Consider the following 14025-nt stretch of genomic DNA (forward strand, 5'->3'; position numbering starts at 1 on the left):
CCGCCGTGATAGCGCGAACGGGTTAGGAGGTCTTCATGGCCAATCGCATGTCGAAGGCGGAATTCATTGCACTGATTGCAATGATGTTCGCCACCATAGCCTTTTCGATCGATTCGATGCTGCCTGCGTTGCCCGAGATCGGCGCGCAGCTCAGCCCCGATGACGTTAACCGTGCCCAACTGATCCTGACGTCATTTGTGTTGGGCATGGGGATCGGCACGTTTTTCACCGGCCCGCTTTCGGATGCGCTGGGACGCAAGCCGGTCATTTACGGCGGCGCGGCTTTGTACATTGCGGCGTCTGCAGTCGCATGGGCCAGTTCTTCACTGGAACTGGTCTTGATTGCACGTGTGGTTCAAGGCCTGGGCGCCGCAGGTCCGCGCGTGGTGGCCATGGCGATCATCCGCGACTTGTATTCAGGCCGCGAAATGGCGCGGATCATCTCAATCGCGATGATGATTTTCACGTTGATACCCGCGGCGGCACCGATGCTGGGCGCCGGAGTAATCGCTTTGTTCGGATGGCGCGGGATCTTTGTGTCTTTCATTCTGTTTGCTTTGATCATCATTTCCTGGATGGGCGTTCGGTTGCCGGAATCTCTGGCCCGGGAAAACCGTCGCCCCTTTCGCATTCCGTTGATGTTCTCGGCCACGAAGGAAATGTTCTCGCATCCGACCGTGCGCCTTTCGATCATGGTTCAGACCCTGTGCATGGGGGTGCTGTTCACCATGCTGACAATGGTTCAGCCCGTTTATGACGTTATCCATGACCGCGCCGAAAGCTTTCCGTTCTGGTTCGGGTTCGTGGCGCTGATGTCCGGGTCGGCCAGTTTGCTGAACGCGGCACTAGTGGTGCGTGTGGGCATGCGCCGGATGGTGACATGGGCGCTGGGGGGGCAAATCCTGATTACCACCTTTGTCATGACCCTGAACGCCGCGCATCTTTCGCCAGACGCCTCGTTCGCATTGTTCGTGTTCTGGCAAACCATGGTGTTTTTCATGGCCGGCGTGACGCTGGGCAACCTGAACGCCATCGCGATGGAGCCGATGGGGCATATTGCCGGAATGGCAGCCTCGGTCATCGGATCGATTTCGACGGTGCTGGCCGCTGCCATCGCCGCCCCGATCGGGCTGTTGTTCGACGGTTCGATCACGCCTTTGACCTTTGGTATCCTGAGCATGTGCATTCTGGCCTTCGGGCTTATGCTGCATATGGGCCGCGTTGAAGAACGTCTGCCAGCCTGATCTGTGCGACTCGTCAGAAACACGCTACCCTCGACGTGAACCAAGCGGAGGGCTTCTGATGCGTGAATATTATGATCTGGGCAGCTATTCCTGTCCGGTAACGACCTCCGTTCCCGAGGCTCAGCTGTGGTTCGACCGCGGCCTGAACTGGACCTATGGGTACAATCACGAAGAAGCCGTGGTTTGTTTCCAGCGCGCAGCTGAACACGACCCCCAATGCGCCATGGCATATTGGGGCGTCGCCTACGCGGCGGGGCCGAATTACAACCTGCCATGGGACTTGCAGGACGAGCGGGGACGCCGCAAGGCGCTGGCGCTGGCTTATGATGCCATGCAAAACGCCCTTCGATTGGCAGACGGCTGTACGCCTGTCGAGCAAGCTCTGATCCGAGCCCTCCCTGCGCGCTATCCGCAACGAGATCCGGCAGAGGACATGCATCGGTGGGATCACGATTTTGCCGAAGCGATGCGCGCAGCCTTCGCTGCGCACCGCGATCATGCGGACCTGCGCGCGATCTACGTCGAGGCGCTTTTGAACCTGACACCCTGGAAAATGTGGGACCTGAAAACCGGCCAACCGGCACAAGGCGCTGCAACGCTTGAAGCGCAAGAGGCGTTGGAATGGGCCATGGCCAACGATCCGGCCGCCATGTCACATCCCGGCCTGCTGCATCTTTATGTTCACCTGATGGAGATGTCGCCCACGCCGGAAAAAGCTCTGAAAGCCGGTGATGTCCTGCGCACATTGGTGCCCGATGCGGGGCACCTGGTGCATATGCCGACACATATTGACGTGCTGTGCGGCCATTATCACAATGTGGTGCAGTGGAACGAAAAAGCCTCGAATGCGGATCTGAAGTATTACGAACGCGAAGGCGCGTTCAATATCTACACCGGCTACCGTCAACACAATTATCACTTCGCCATCTACGGCGCGCTGTTTCTGGGTCAGATCGAACCTGCCCTACGCGCCAATCAGGGTTTGTGGGATACAACGCCAGAGGAGATGCTGCGCATCGAAAGTCCCCCAATGGCGGATTACTTCGAAAGCTACATGTCCATGGGGCCGCACATCCTGATCCGCTTTGGCCGCTGGGAAGAGGCCAAGACGCTGGAGCTGCCCTCCGATCCGGATCTCTACCGGACCCTGACGGCCACGACCCACTACGCCCGCGCCATCGCGCATGCCGCAACGGGTGATGTTGTCCATGCCGAAGCGGAAGAGAACCTGTTTCTGGCAGCTAGGGAATGCGTTCCGGAAACACGCAGGTTGCACAACAATCGTGTGATCGACCTGCTGGAAATCGCGGGGGAGATGCTGCGCGGTGAGATCGAGTACCGAAAAGGCAATTTCGAAATCGCCTTTGCCCATCTGCGCCGCTCGGTCGAACTGGACGACACCCTGCCCTATGACGAACCCTGGGGCTGGATGCAGCCCACCCGCCACGCGCTTGGCGCATTGCTGTTCGAACAAGGTCATGCGGCAGAAGCAGAAGCCGTCTATCGCGAAGATCTTGGCCTTGGCGGCTCGCTCAGCCGCGCTTCGATCCATCCCGACAACGTCTGGAGCCTGAAGGGACTGTACGATTGTCTCAAAGCCCGCGGGGAAGATGTTGAAATGCGACAGGTCAAACAACGCCTGGATCTGGCTCTGGCCCGTGCTGATCGGGCGGTTGCAGCGTCTTGCTTCTGCGCGCAGGCTGCAATGCGAGTATAGGCGGGATCGCGCTGCCGCGCGATGCCTCCGGCGGGGATATTTTCAGCCAGATGAAGCTGGGATCCGTGACTTCATCTGGCCGCAAATATCCCGGGGGAGATGCGCGGCGCGCGCAGCGGGGGCAGAGCCCCATCTTGCCCATCAGCCAGCCTTGGTCTTTTTCTTTTCCGCGACCACTTTTTCAGCAAGGTCGCGGGCAATCGCAAAGGCCCCTTTGATCTTGTCGCTGTCTTTCTTCCAATCCCGGCGCACGACGATCTTGTTATCCTTGACCTTGGTCATGCCGCGCTGGTTCTGAATGAATTCGACCAATCCCTGAGGGGATGCGAACTTGTCATTGTGGAACTGGATCGTCGCGCCTTTCGGGCCTCCGTCCAGCTTGGCGATGCCTGCCCGTTTGCACATGGCCTTGATGCGCACGACCAGCATCAGAGTATTCACCTCTTTCGGCAATTTGCCAAAACGGTCGATCAATTCCGCGGCAAAACCTTCCAGCTCGACCTTGGTCGACAGCGACGACAAGCGGCGGTAGAGGCCGAGACGAACATCCAGATCGGGTACGTAATCATCGGGTATCAGAACCGGCACGCCCAGATTGATCTGTGGGGCCCATTGGTCGTCGGCATCTGACAGGCCCTCCATCTCGCCGGCCTTGATCTTGGCAATCGCTTCTTCCAGCATGGATTGATAAAGCTCATAGCCCACATCGCGCATCTGGCCAGACTGTTCTTCGCCCAGCAGATTGCCAGCGCCCCGAATGTCGAGGTCCTGACTGGCCAAAGTAAACCCGGCACCCAGCGTGTCCAGCGAGCCCAGAACCCGCAGGCGTTTCTCGGCAGTGGCGGTCAGTTTCTGTCGTGGCTTGGTGGTCAGATAGGCATAGGCGCGGGTTTTGGACCGGCCCACCCGGCCCCGGATCTGATAAAGCTGCGCAAGACCGAACATATCGGCGCGGTGCACGACCATCGTGTTCGCCGTTGGAATGTCCAAACCACTTTCCACAATAGTTGTGGCCAACAGCACATCATACTTTCCGTCATAAAACGCGTTCATTCGGTCATCGAGTTCACCTGCCGCCATCTGGCCGTGTGCAACCACACAGGTCAGTTCGGGCAGCTGGCTTTTCAGGAACTCCTCGATCTCGGGCAGGTCCGAGATGCGCGGAACCACGTAGAAACTCTGCCCGCCGCGATAGTGTTCGCGCAGCAGCGCCTCTCGGATCGTGACCGCGTCGAATTCGCTGACATAGGTTCTGATCGCCAGACGGTCGATGGGCGGTGTGCCGATGATCGACAGATCGCGCACCCCTGTCAGTGACAATTGCAAGGTTCGCGGAATCGGGGTTGCGGTCAGGGTAAGAACATGGATGTCACTGCGTAGTTGCTTCAGCCGTTCCTTGTGTCCAACACCGAAATGCTGTTCTTCGTCGATGACCAGCAGACCCAGATTGTGAAACCGTATGTTCTTGGCCAACAGCGCATGGGTCCCGATCACGATATCGACCGTGCCCTTGGCCAGCCCGTCACGTGTCTGCTGCGCCTCTTTGGCCGAGACGAAACGCGACAATTGCCGCACTTCCAGAGGGAAGCCGCGAAACCGTTCCCTGAAGCTTGCGGCATGCTGTCGGGCAAGCAGTGTTGTCGGTGCCACCACCGCAACCTGCACGCCGGACATGGCGGCGACAAAGGCGGCGCGCATCGCCACCTCGGTCTTGCCAAAGCCGACGTCACCGCAGATCAGCCTGTCCATCGGCGCGCCCGAGTGCATATCCTCCATCACCTCGGCGATGGCGCGCAACTGATCATCGGTTTCCTGATAGGGGAAACGCGCGCTGAATTCCTCCCACGCGTGCGGCGGTGGATCCATCACGGGGGCTTTACGCAGCGCACGTTCCGCCGCGATGCGGATCAGCTTGTCCGCCATCTCGCGAATGCGCTCTTTCAGCTTGGCTTTCTTGGCCTGCCAAGCGCCACCGCCGAGTCGATCCAAAAGCCCTTCGTCATGGCCGTATTTCGACAGCAGTTCGATGTTTTCGACCGGTAGGTACAGCTTTGCCTGCTCGGCATATTCCAGCAGCAGGCATTCATGGGCGGCACCGGCGGCCGTGACGACCTCCATCCCCATATAACGACCAATGCCGTGATCCACATGCACCACCAGATCGCCGGGGCTGAGCGACTGGGTCTCGGTCAGGAAATTCTCGGCCTTGCGGCGCTTCTTGGGTTGCCGGATCAAGCGGTCGCCCAGTACGTCCTGTTCAGCGATCACCGTTAGATCAGGAGTTTCGAACCCGTGCTCCAACGCCCAGACGGCAAGGTGCAAGCCGCGCTTTCCGATGCGCGTTCCATTGGCAATGGGAATCGCCTCTGCCAGACCTTCATCCTCGATCAGGCCGGTCAGACGTTCGCGCGCACCTTCTGAATAGGACGCGATCAGCACCGGACCTTTGTCAAGCTTGGCGCTGATGTGGCTGGCCAAAGCACCGAACAGGCTGATGCTTTCCTGCTGACGTTCCGGAGCAAAATTGCGCCCGATCCGCCCGCCCGCATCGATGACACCGGGACCCGAGGCCTGCGGCAAGGGGCTGAACTGCATGACACGCCGATCCGCGACAGCCGCCTCCCACGCGGCATCATCCAGATACAGCAACCCCGGAGGTGTGGGTTTATAGACCGTATCCATGCGGGATCGGTTTTCCAGCGCCAGACGCCGGGTTTCGTATTGATCGGCAATCGTCTCCCATCGGGCCAATCTGGCCGGTGTAACCTGATCATCGACGGTGATCGTGGCATCCGGCAGATAATCAAACAGTATTTCAAGCTTCTCGTGGAAGAAGGGCAGCCAATGTTCGATACCCTGATGCTTGCGACCGGCGCTTACCGCTTCGTATAGCGGATCATCCGTGCCCGCGGCGCCGAATTCGATGCGATAGTTCTGGCGGAACCGCGTGATGGCCGCATCATCCAGAATGACCTCGGACACCGGCGCAAGTTCAACCATGTCCAGTTTTTCGGTCGTGCGCTGAGACACGGGATCAAAACGGCGCGCGCCGTCCAGTACGTCTCCGAACAGGTCCAGACGGACGGGGCCCGATTCACCCGGCGGGAAGATGTCGATGATACCGCCGCGAATTGCATAATCACCCGGCTCCATCACGGTGGGGCTTTGCGTGAAGCCCATGCGCACCAGGAAGTTACGCAGCGCGGCCTCATCAATGCGCTGATCGACACGGGCGGTAAACGCCGCCTCGCGCAGCACGTCTCGCGCCGGGACGCGTTGGGTTGCCGCATTCAATGTCGTCAACAACACGAATTTCTGCGGCATCTGGTGAACCAGAGCCGCCAGCGTGGCAACGCGGGCCGCTGAAATGTCGGCGTTGGGTGACACCCGGTCATAGGGCAGACAATCCCAGCCCGGAAACACGAAGACCGGCATGTCGGGGGCAAAGAAGGCCAGTGCCGCGCGCATCGCCTCCATCCGCTTGTCGTCACGTGCGACATGGGCCACCGGCCCGTTGCTGCGGGCGATTTCGTTCAGCACAAGCTGCGCGTCAAACCCTTCGGGGGCGCCGCCAACTGTCACGTGGTTCGGAGCCTTCATCGCCTCGCCTTTCAGATTTTGCTATCCCAGAACGCCAATCGAGATGTTCTGATACATGCCCCAGAACGAAGTGACCAGTATCGAGATCATGCCTATGATCTGGGTATAGAGCCGGCAGCGCGCAATGGTTTTCGAAACAGACTCGAGCGTCAGTTCCTGCCGCCGCAATCGTCGCGCGTGCACGATGTTCACCACCAGAACAAGCGTCAGTGGAAACAGAAGAAGGAACACGGCCTGCGCGAACTCGACACCGTAATAGAATCCAAGCGTGGCCAGCCCGGTGAACAGAAAACACCCGAATGCCAACAGGATGGTGCCTGACATGTCGACGATCAACAGGATCCGGTTGGTGTGTATGCGAACGATGTCCAGAAGGTCGATCTCGACCTGCCCGCCAATGCGTCGGGCACGTACCACCAGATCGTAGGGAATGCCCATTACCCAGTGACTCGCCGAAGACCAGACAACCGCCAGCACGATCCAGAACCAGAGATTCGAAAAGCTGCGCATGTCGATGACTTCAAAGATCGAAGAGTACCAGTCCAAACCCAACCCTTTATTCAAACCACTCAGGGAGGTTCGGCCACGCTGCCGCGTCCATTGATACCCTTGAGACCTTTGTGAATTCATGCCACCCAATGCACGAATGTTCAAGGAGAACGCGCCATGAAACCGACCGTTGCCCCCTATCCCATGACCCGCTTTCGGCGTGCCCGTCAATCCCGGGCAATCCGCGGACTTGTGCGCGAGAATGTCTTGACCACGGACGACCTGATCTGGCCCGTTTTCGTCCGCGACGGCGAAGGGGTTGAAGAACCCGTTCCCTCGATGCCGGGCGTGGTTCGCCGGTCGGTGGATCTGATTGCAAAAGCGGCCGTCGAAGCGCAAGCGCTTGGAATCCCGGCGATATGCATCTTTCCCTACACGGATTCCGCGCTCAAGACCGAAGACTGCGCCGAAGCCTGGAACCCCGACAACCTGTCGAACCGGGCCATCCGGGCGATCAAGGCGGCAGCCCCCGACATCGCGGTGATGACGGACGTGGCGCTGGACCCGTACAATATCAATGGTCATGACGGTTATGTCGTCGACGGCGAGATCGTGAATGATCAGACCATCGAAGCGTTGGTCAAGATGACCCTTGCCCAGGCCGATGCCGGTGCCGACATCATCGGACCGTCGGATATGATGGACGGCCGGATCGGGGAAATGCGCCGCGCATTGGAAGGCGCCGGGCATCACAACGTGATGATCCTCAGCTATGCCGCGAAATACGCCAGCGCTTTTTACGGCCCCTTCCGCGACGCCGTCGGCGCCTCGGGCGCGCTGACCGGCGACAAGAAAACCTATCAGATGGACCCGGCCAACTCGAACGAAGCCCTGCGCCTGATCGAACGCGATCTGACCGAAGGCGCGGACATGGTGATGATCAAACCCGGAATGCCCTATCTGGATATCTGCCGTCGTGTGAAAGACTGCTTTGGTGCGCCCACCTATGCCTATCAGGTATCGGGGGAATACGCGATGATCCAGGCGGCCGCCCAGAATGGCTGGATCGACGGAGAAAAGGCGATGCTGGAAAGCCTGCTGGCCTTCAAGCGCGCCGGGTGCGACGGTATTCTGACCTATTTCTCGCCTCAGGTTGCCCGGATCCTGCAGGGCTAAAACCCCGAAGAGTCGCAACTTTTCGCCGACAAGCCCCCTTGAGCGGGCAGCTTTCCCGTGACACAACGCCCTAATCGGCGTATCCTTGCCGGCAAGATCGGGATCACCCGACACATCAGGCACAGTTACAGAGAAAAAAACCATGAGCAGTTCCAACTCCCCCCGACTGAACCGTCGCGGCTTTGCCTTGGGCATGGCAGGCCTGTCCCTGACCGCTGCCTGTGGCAACGGCGTCGGCAACTCAAACTCGGCCACGATCGATGCCCGCGTCGATGCCACGCTGACCGAAATGTACAGCCGGTACCCCAACACCGTGGAAATCGCGAACAAAGCCAACGGCATGTTGGTTATGCCCCTGATCACCGACGCCGGATTGATCTTCTTTGGCGGTGCCTACGGCCAAGGCGCGCTGCGCATCAACGGCGCCACGGTCGATTACTATTCTGCAATTTCCGGAACCGCAGGTCTGCAAATCGGTGCGCAGCAATATGCGCATATCCTGTTCTTCATGACCGAAGATGCGCTGAACGATTTCCGCCGTTCCAGCGGATGGACAGCCGGCGCCGATATTGGATATGTGGTTGACGCAACCGGGAATTCCTTGTCCACGGACACGACAACACTGCGTTCACCGGTGCTGGCGGTGGTCTTTGGCCAGGCCGGTCTTAAATTCGGCGCGACCGTCGAAGGTACGAAATACACCCGCATCATTCCCTAACCCGGATTACCACTTCCCCCTCAAACGGCCCCGTCGCAGCGTAAAACTGCGGCGGGGCATTCGTTTTAACCCTTTCCACGCAGGTTCTTGCCGCGTTCCTCTTTCGGTCAGACCCACCATCCTCTAGTCTTTGTCCAACCTTCATCTGAATAAGAATCTGGGGCAGTAATGGGTCTTGTTTTCCGCTGGCTGGTGCGCATCGCGTCGGGTCTGATCATCCTGATCCTCGCCGCCATGGGCCTTGTCTATTTTCTGGCCAGCCAATCCCTGCCGGACTATGACCAAACGCTTGAGGTCGACGGTCTGACCGCCCCGGTTGAAATCGTACGCGACACCGCCAACGTGCCGCATATTCTGGGTCAGACCGATCCCGATGTGTTCTTTGGATTGGGATATGCCCATGCTCAGGACCGACTGTGGCAGATGACCGTCATGCGCCGTACCGCGCAAGGCCGACTGTCCGAGGTCTTTGGCCCGCGCACGCTTCACATCGACAAGCTGCTGCGCAGGTTGGACCTTTACGGGCTGGCCCACCGCTCGGTCGAGGTGCAGGACGATTATACCAAGGCCGCCTTGCGTGCCTATTCCGCCGGGGTCAATGCCCGCCTGACCGAGATCAACGAAGAGGCGCTGGGTCGCGGCGCACCCGAGATGTTCCTGTTCAACGCCCCGGTCTCACCCTGGCAACCGGGTGACAGTATCGCGATGATCAAGCTGATGGCGCTGCAACTGTCAGGCCACCTGACCGATGAAGTTCTGCGTGCGCGCACGTCCCTGATGCTGAACAACCCCGAACGTCTGGCCGATATCCTGCCCGACGTTCCCGGGCCCGGGATCGCGGCGTTGCCGGAATATGCCACCCTGTTCCCAAATCTTCCGAGGTATGCGGCGGGAACGGACATTCCCGACACACCTCTTTCGCCCCTTCCCAAACGTGGTCTGGCCGGAGCTTCAAACGCCTGGACCGCCGCGCCGTCACGTTCTGCAAGTGGCGGAACCCTGTTGGCCAACGACCCTCATTTGGGTTTCACTGCGCCCGGGATTTGGTACCTGGCACATCTCGGATTGGAAAAAGGCGGTGTCATCGGGGCCTCGATCCCCGGTGTGCCCGCCATCATGACCGGACGCAGCGACCGGCTGGGATGGGGGCTTACATCCTCGTATCTTGACGATCAGGACGTACATATCGAGCAACTGAATCCTGGCAACCCCGAGGAATACCTGACCCCGACCGGCTTCAAGGAATTCCAGACCCGCCCTTCGATCATCGAGATCAAGGGGGAAGCTCCGGTTACGCTGACCCTGCGCTGGACAGACAATGGGCCAGTGCTGCCGGGCACGGATTACAAGCTGGAAACGATCACACCGCCGGGCCATGTGGCGTCGCTGTCCTGGACGGCGCTCAGCCCGCGGGACACGTCGATGTCGGCGTCCATGGCGCTGATGAACGCCGACAACGTGGAGCAGGCCATCGCGGTCGGTGAGCAGTTCACCGCGCCTTCTCAAAACCTGTCGCTGGTCGACAAGACGACCATCGGGATGAAGCTGATCGGCGCCATGCCTCGGCGTGATCCGCAAAACCAAAGCCGGGGACGTATCCCCTCGCCCGGCTGGATCGAGACCAATCGCTGGCAAGGCCGCCTGCCCTATGCCGACAACCCCGAATTCGTGGCCCCCGTCGGCGGTGTTCTGGGCAACACGAACAACAAGATCATAGACCGCCCGTTCCCGGATCACGTTTCGTATGAATGGGGCGATACGCAGCGCGTGCATCGCTGGGAGCGCCTGATGCAATCGCGCGAGGTGCATACCCGCGACAGCTTTATCGAGGCACAGCTGGACACGGTCAGCTTTACCGCACGGTCTCTGCTGCCGCTGATCGGTGCCGATCTGTGGTTCACCGGGGCTTCGGCCCCCGAAGGAACGCCGGAACGCCAACGCCAGATCGCGCTGTCGCTGCTGGCGGACTGGAACGGTGAGATGAACGAACACCTGCCCGAGCCGTTGATCTATGCGGCCTGGCTGCGTGCGCTGCAAATCCGGCTGATCTCGGACGAGCTTGGGCCTTTGGCCAGTGAATACAAACATGTCGAACCGCTGTTCATCGAACGGGTCTACCGCGACATTGACGGCGCGGGTGTCTGGTGCGACGTGATCCAAAGCGCACCGGTCGAGACATGCACCGAGATGGCACGGCTTGCGCTGGACGACGCGCTGATCTGGATCTCTGAACGATATGGCAGCGCACTTGAATCCCTGCGTTGGGGCGACGCGCATCAGGCAACGCATGATCACCCCGTGCTGGGCTCTGTCCCTATATTGCGTTTTTTTGTGAACATTCGCCAATCGACCAGCGGCGGCGACAACACATTGCTGCGTGGCCGAACATCGGGCGAAGGGCCTGATCCGTTCCAGAATGTGCACGGCGCCGGGTATCGCGGGGTTTATGACTTTGCCGACCCCAACAGCTCGGTCTTCATTACGGCGACCGGGCAATCGGGTCATTTCCTGTCGCGTTACTATGACGATCAGGCGCAGCTGTGGCGGCGTGGCGAATACATACCCATGTCACTGGATCTTGATCTGGCCCGCGCTGCGGCTGTCGGGGTTACCAATCTGATCCCGCGATAATCCGCCTATTCGGCAAGTCCCCGCCCTGTGCGCGGGGGCATCGTGGCACCGACAGCTTTATTCGCCTAACATAACGGCACCGATCATGTGGGACCAAAAGGGGGCGAGTATGGCCAGCATTCGGGATACTCTGAATAACCTCGCGCGAGACTACGCAATAGCCTGGAGCTCGGGTGACCCCGACGCGGTTGCCGGCTTCTTCGCGTCAAACGGGCAGGTCACCATCAACCGGGGCGACCCGATCGAGGGGCGCGTGGCGATCGCCGACATGGCCCGGAGTTTTTACGCGGATTTTCCGGATCTCGAGCTGCGTTGCGACATGATGCGATGGGCCGGATCTCATGCCATATTTGTCTGGACCCGCGAAGGGCACCATTCCGTAACCGGCAATCACGTCATAGCGCGCGGCTGGGAAGAGTGGGAACTGACGTCAGATTACCTTGTACAATCATCATCGGGCTGGTTCGACGCCGATGACCATCAACGGCAGATTGACGGGGCCTGACTCAACGTCCACTGGATGCGCGTTCTATCCTGTAGTCCCGCGGTATCCCCTGAGTGACCCGCGACCAGTCAGACGCCCGTGTCCGGGCCTGATGTGCATCGAAAGCCTGCTGATCTGCAAATACTTCTGACACGTTGAACCGACCCGGACAGGTCTGATCCTCGATCACGTCAAAGGATACGCAGCCCTGTTCCGCACGGGTCAGTTTCACATGGTCCGGCAACGCCGCGCGCACCTCTTCCAGCCGGTCCACAGGCACATCGATATGGCCGGTCAGGAACACTCTTTGGTCCGGCTTGTCGGACATATCCGGCCCCATCGCTAATTCTTCAGCGCCTCGAACTGAGCCGCCTGTTTATCGGTCCACAATACCGTGATGCGGAAACCGTCATCGGTCTGTTCTTCTGTGCGCACCACATCCTGCCGGAACAACCAGGCCCGCTTGTCCCCGTCCGAGAAAGACAGATCCAACACCGCCTCACGCCGTGCACCTTGCAGATGCATCGCGATCTCGGACAGCAAAGGTGCGATGCCTTCCCCGGTTACAGCCGAAATCGCAAATATCTCAGGATCTCGGTCCGCCCGCGCTAATGTCGCCTCGCGTTCATCAGCGCTCAGCAGATCTATCTTGTTCCAGACCTCAAGCCGGGGCCTCTCTTCGTCGACGCCCAGCGAGGTCAGGATCGCCTCGACATCCTGCGCCTGCGCCTCGGTTTCCTCGTGGCTGATATCACGCACATGGACGATCAGGTCGGCCCCCAGGACTTCTTCCAGCGTCGCCCGGAAAGCCGCCACAAGCTCGGTCGGGAGGTTCGAGATAAAGCCCACCGTGTCCGACAGGATCACTTCGGGGCCGTCGGGCAACTGTACGCGGCGCATGGTCGGATCCAGTGTGGCGAACAGCATGTCCTTGGCCATCACTTCGGCCCCGGTCAGGTGATTGAACAGCGTCGATTTCCCTGCGTTCGTATACCCGACGAGTGCGACGATTGGATAAGGCACCTTGGCCCGGGCGGCCCGGTGCAGTGTCCGGGTCTTGACCACCTTCTGCAACTGCCGCCGCAAGCGCACCAGTTGCTCGTCAATGGCGCGGCGGTCGGCTTCGATCTGGGTTTCGCCGGGTCCGCCGACAAATCCCAAACCACCGCGCTGACGTTCAAGGTGAGTCCACGCCCGTACCAGCCGCGTCCGCTGATAGCTGAGCGCGGCCATCTCGACCTGCAACACCCCTTCCCGCGTGCGGGCGCGATCGCTGAAAATCTCAAGGATCAACCCGGTCCGATCGAGGATCTTGACCTTCCAAGCCTTTTCCAGATTGCGCTGCTGCACCGGGGTCACCGGCCCGTCGATCAGAACCAGCTCAACCTCGTTGTCGCGAAAACGCGCACCAAGTTCTTCAATCTTGCCGCTGCCGAACAAATACCCGGCCTGCGCGCGTTGAAGTCGCACGACTTCTGACCCGATCACGTCCAGATCGGGCAAAGCGGCAGCCAGTGCCACCGCCTCTTCCAGCGCCGGTTCGGGGACACGGCGCTGTTCGTCTGATTTGATTTCGGGATGCAGCACCCAGGCCCGGGTGCGCGCCCGCTCATGTTCCATCAAGAGGCGTCTTCGCCCTCATACAGGTTAATCGGCTGTGACGGCATGATGGTCGAAATCGCGTGTTTGTAGACCAGCTGCGACTGTCCGTCGCGGCGCAACAATACGCAGAAATTGTCGAACCAGGTGATGACACCCTGCAATTTCACACCGTTGATCAGGAAAATCGTGACCGGAACCTTAGCTTTCCGTACATTGTTCAGGAAGGCATCCTGAAGATTCTGTCTGTCCGAAGCCATATTTTTATAATCTCGCCATTGTTCTTGCTACGCGCTGCGGACCAACGCGCTCCCTCCGGCAGAGTATGGAGTGCTACGCACAGATATTCCAGATGAAAAATCAGGCG

11 protein-coding genes are annotated in these 14025 nt (G+C 59.7%); 6 read left to right on the top strand and 5 right to left on the bottom strand.

Features of this window, described 5'->3' with window-relative positions:
- Positions 1 to 35 precede the first annotated feature (35 nt).
- Positions 36 to 1244 carry a multidrug effflux MFS transporter gene (locus tag ACR0FB_RS02105; RefSeq protein WP_171723176.1) on the top strand — a complete coding sequence of 403 codons (1209 nt, stop codon included), beginning with the start codon at positions 36 to 38 and terminating at the stop codon, positions 1242 to 1244.
- 58 nt (positions 1245 to 1302) lie between these two features.
- Positions 1303 to 2961, top strand: coding sequence for a tetratricopeptide repeat protein (locus ACR0FB_RS02110; RefSeq protein WP_480619511.1), 1659 nt, complete (start codon positions 1303 to 1305; stop codon positions 2959 to 2961).
- A 141-nt stretch (positions 2962 to 3102) separates the two neighbouring features.
- Here the strand turns inward: ACR0FB_RS02110 and mfd are convergent, their stop codons facing one another.
- Both mfd and ACR0FB_RS02120 read right to left on the bottom strand, forming a co-directional pair.
- Positions 3103 to 6561 carry a transcription-repair coupling factor gene (gene mfd, locus ACR0FB_RS02115; protein WP_480619513.1) on the bottom strand — a complete coding sequence of 1153 codons (3459 nt, stop codon included), beginning with the start codon at positions 6559 to 6561 and terminating at the stop codon, positions 3103 to 3105.
- 21 nt (positions 6562 to 6582) lie between these two features.
- Positions 6583 to 7107: a component of SufBCD complex gene (locus ACR0FB_RS02120; RefSeq protein ID WP_152458141.1), complete on the bottom strand. Its 525-nt coding sequence runs from the start codon at positions 7105 to 7107 to the stop codon at positions 6583 to 6585.
- 120 nt (positions 7108 to 7227) lie between these two features.
- Between ACR0FB_RS02120 and hemB the strand changes: the two genes are divergently transcribed.
- The 4 genes from hemB (at position 7228) to ACR0FB_RS02140 (ending at position 12080) form a co-directional block, all read left to right on the top strand.
- Positions 7228 to 8226, top strand: coding sequence for a porphobilinogen synthase (gene hemB, locus ACR0FB_RS02125; RefSeq protein ID WP_171723173.1), 999 nt, complete (start codon positions 7228 to 7230; stop codon positions 8224 to 8226).
- Between the two features lie 142 nt (positions 8227 to 8368).
- Positions 8369 to 8944: a lipid-binding SYLF domain-containing protein gene (locus ACR0FB_RS02130; RefSeq protein ID WP_171362765.1), complete on the top strand. Its 576-nt coding sequence runs from the start codon at positions 8369 to 8371 to the stop codon at positions 8942 to 8944.
- Positions 8945 to 9112: 168 nt separating this feature from the next.
- Positions 9113 to 11575, top strand: coding sequence for a penicillin acylase family protein (locus ACR0FB_RS02135; protein WP_480619515.1), 2463 nt, complete (start codon positions 9113 to 9115; stop codon positions 11573 to 11575).
- Between the two features lie 109 nt (positions 11576 to 11684).
- The gene (locus tag ACR0FB_RS02140) at positions 11685 to 12080 is read left to right on the top strand and encodes a nuclear transport factor 2 family protein (RefSeq protein WP_171632108.1); all 396 of its coding nucleotides are present in this window, start codon (positions 11685 to 11687) and stop codon (positions 12078 to 12080) included.
- A 1-nt stretch (position 12081) separates the two neighbouring features.
- Here the strand turns inward: ACR0FB_RS02140 and ACR0FB_RS02145 are convergent, their stop codons facing one another.
- The 3 genes from ACR0FB_RS02145 to hfq are packed head-to-tail and all read right to left on the bottom strand — an operon-like array spanning position 12082 to position 13918.
- Positions 12082 to 12387, bottom strand: a complete 306-nt coding sequence (locus tag ACR0FB_RS02145; RefSeq protein ID WP_480619517.1) for a putative quinol monooxygenase — start codon at positions 12385 to 12387, stop codon at positions 12082 to 12084.
- 14 nt (positions 12388 to 12401) lie between these two features.
- Positions 12402 to 13679, bottom strand: coding sequence for a GTPase HflX (gene hflX, locus ACR0FB_RS02150; RefSeq protein ID WP_480619519.1), 1278 nt, complete (start codon positions 13677 to 13679; stop codon positions 12402 to 12404).
- Positions 13679 to 13918: an RNA chaperone Hfq gene (gene hfq, locus ACR0FB_RS02155; RefSeq protein ID WP_005982826.1), complete on the bottom strand. Its 240-nt coding sequence runs from the start codon at positions 13916 to 13918 to the stop codon at positions 13679 to 13681. Before hfq ends, hflX begins: the two co-directional genes overlap by 1 nt.
- Between the last annotated feature and the right edge of the window lie 107 nt (positions 13919 to 14025).

The organism is Ruegeria sp. P10 (assembly GCF_056534925.1).

Excerpts from the sequence above, each read along its gene's own strand:
- ACR0FB_RS02140 (WP_171632108.1), top strand. The coding sequence starts at position 11,685 with ATGGCCAGCATTCGGGATACTCTGAATAACCTCGCGCGAGACTACGCA.
- ACR0FB_RS02135 (WP_480619515.1), top strand. The coding sequence starts at position 9,113 with ATGGGTCTTGTTTTCCGCTGGCTGGTGCGCATCGCGTCGGGTCTGATC.
- ACR0FB_RS02145 (WP_480619517.1), bottom strand. The coding sequence starts at position 12,387 with ATGTCCGACAAGCCGGACCAAAGAGTGTTCCTGACCGGCCATATCGAT.
- mfd (WP_480619513.1), bottom strand. The coding sequence starts at position 6,561 with ATGAAGGCTCCGAACCACGTGACAGTTGGCGGCGCCCCCGAAGGGTTT.
- ACR0FB_RS02105 (WP_171723176.1), top strand. The coding sequence starts at position 36 with ATGGCCAATCGCATGTCGAAGGCGGAATTCATTGCACTGATTGCAATG.
- ACR0FB_RS02130 (WP_171362765.1), top strand. The coding sequence starts at position 8,369 with ATGAGCAGTTCCAACTCCCCCCGACTGAACCGTCGCGGCTTTGCCTTG.
- hflX (WP_480619519.1), bottom strand. The coding sequence starts at position 13,679 with ATGGAACATGAGCGGGCGCGCACCCGGGCCTGGGTGCTGCATCCCGAA.
- ACR0FB_RS02110 (WP_480619511.1), top strand. The coding sequence starts at position 1,303 with ATGCGTGAATATTATGATCTGGGCAGCTATTCCTGTCCGGTAACGACC.
- hfq (WP_005982826.1), bottom strand. The coding sequence starts at position 13,918 with ATGGCTTCGGACAGACAGAATCTTCAGGATGCCTTCCTGAACAATGTA.
- hemB (WP_171723173.1), top strand. The coding sequence starts at position 7,228 with ATGAAACCGACCGTTGCCCCCTATCCCATGACCCGCTTTCGGCGTGCC.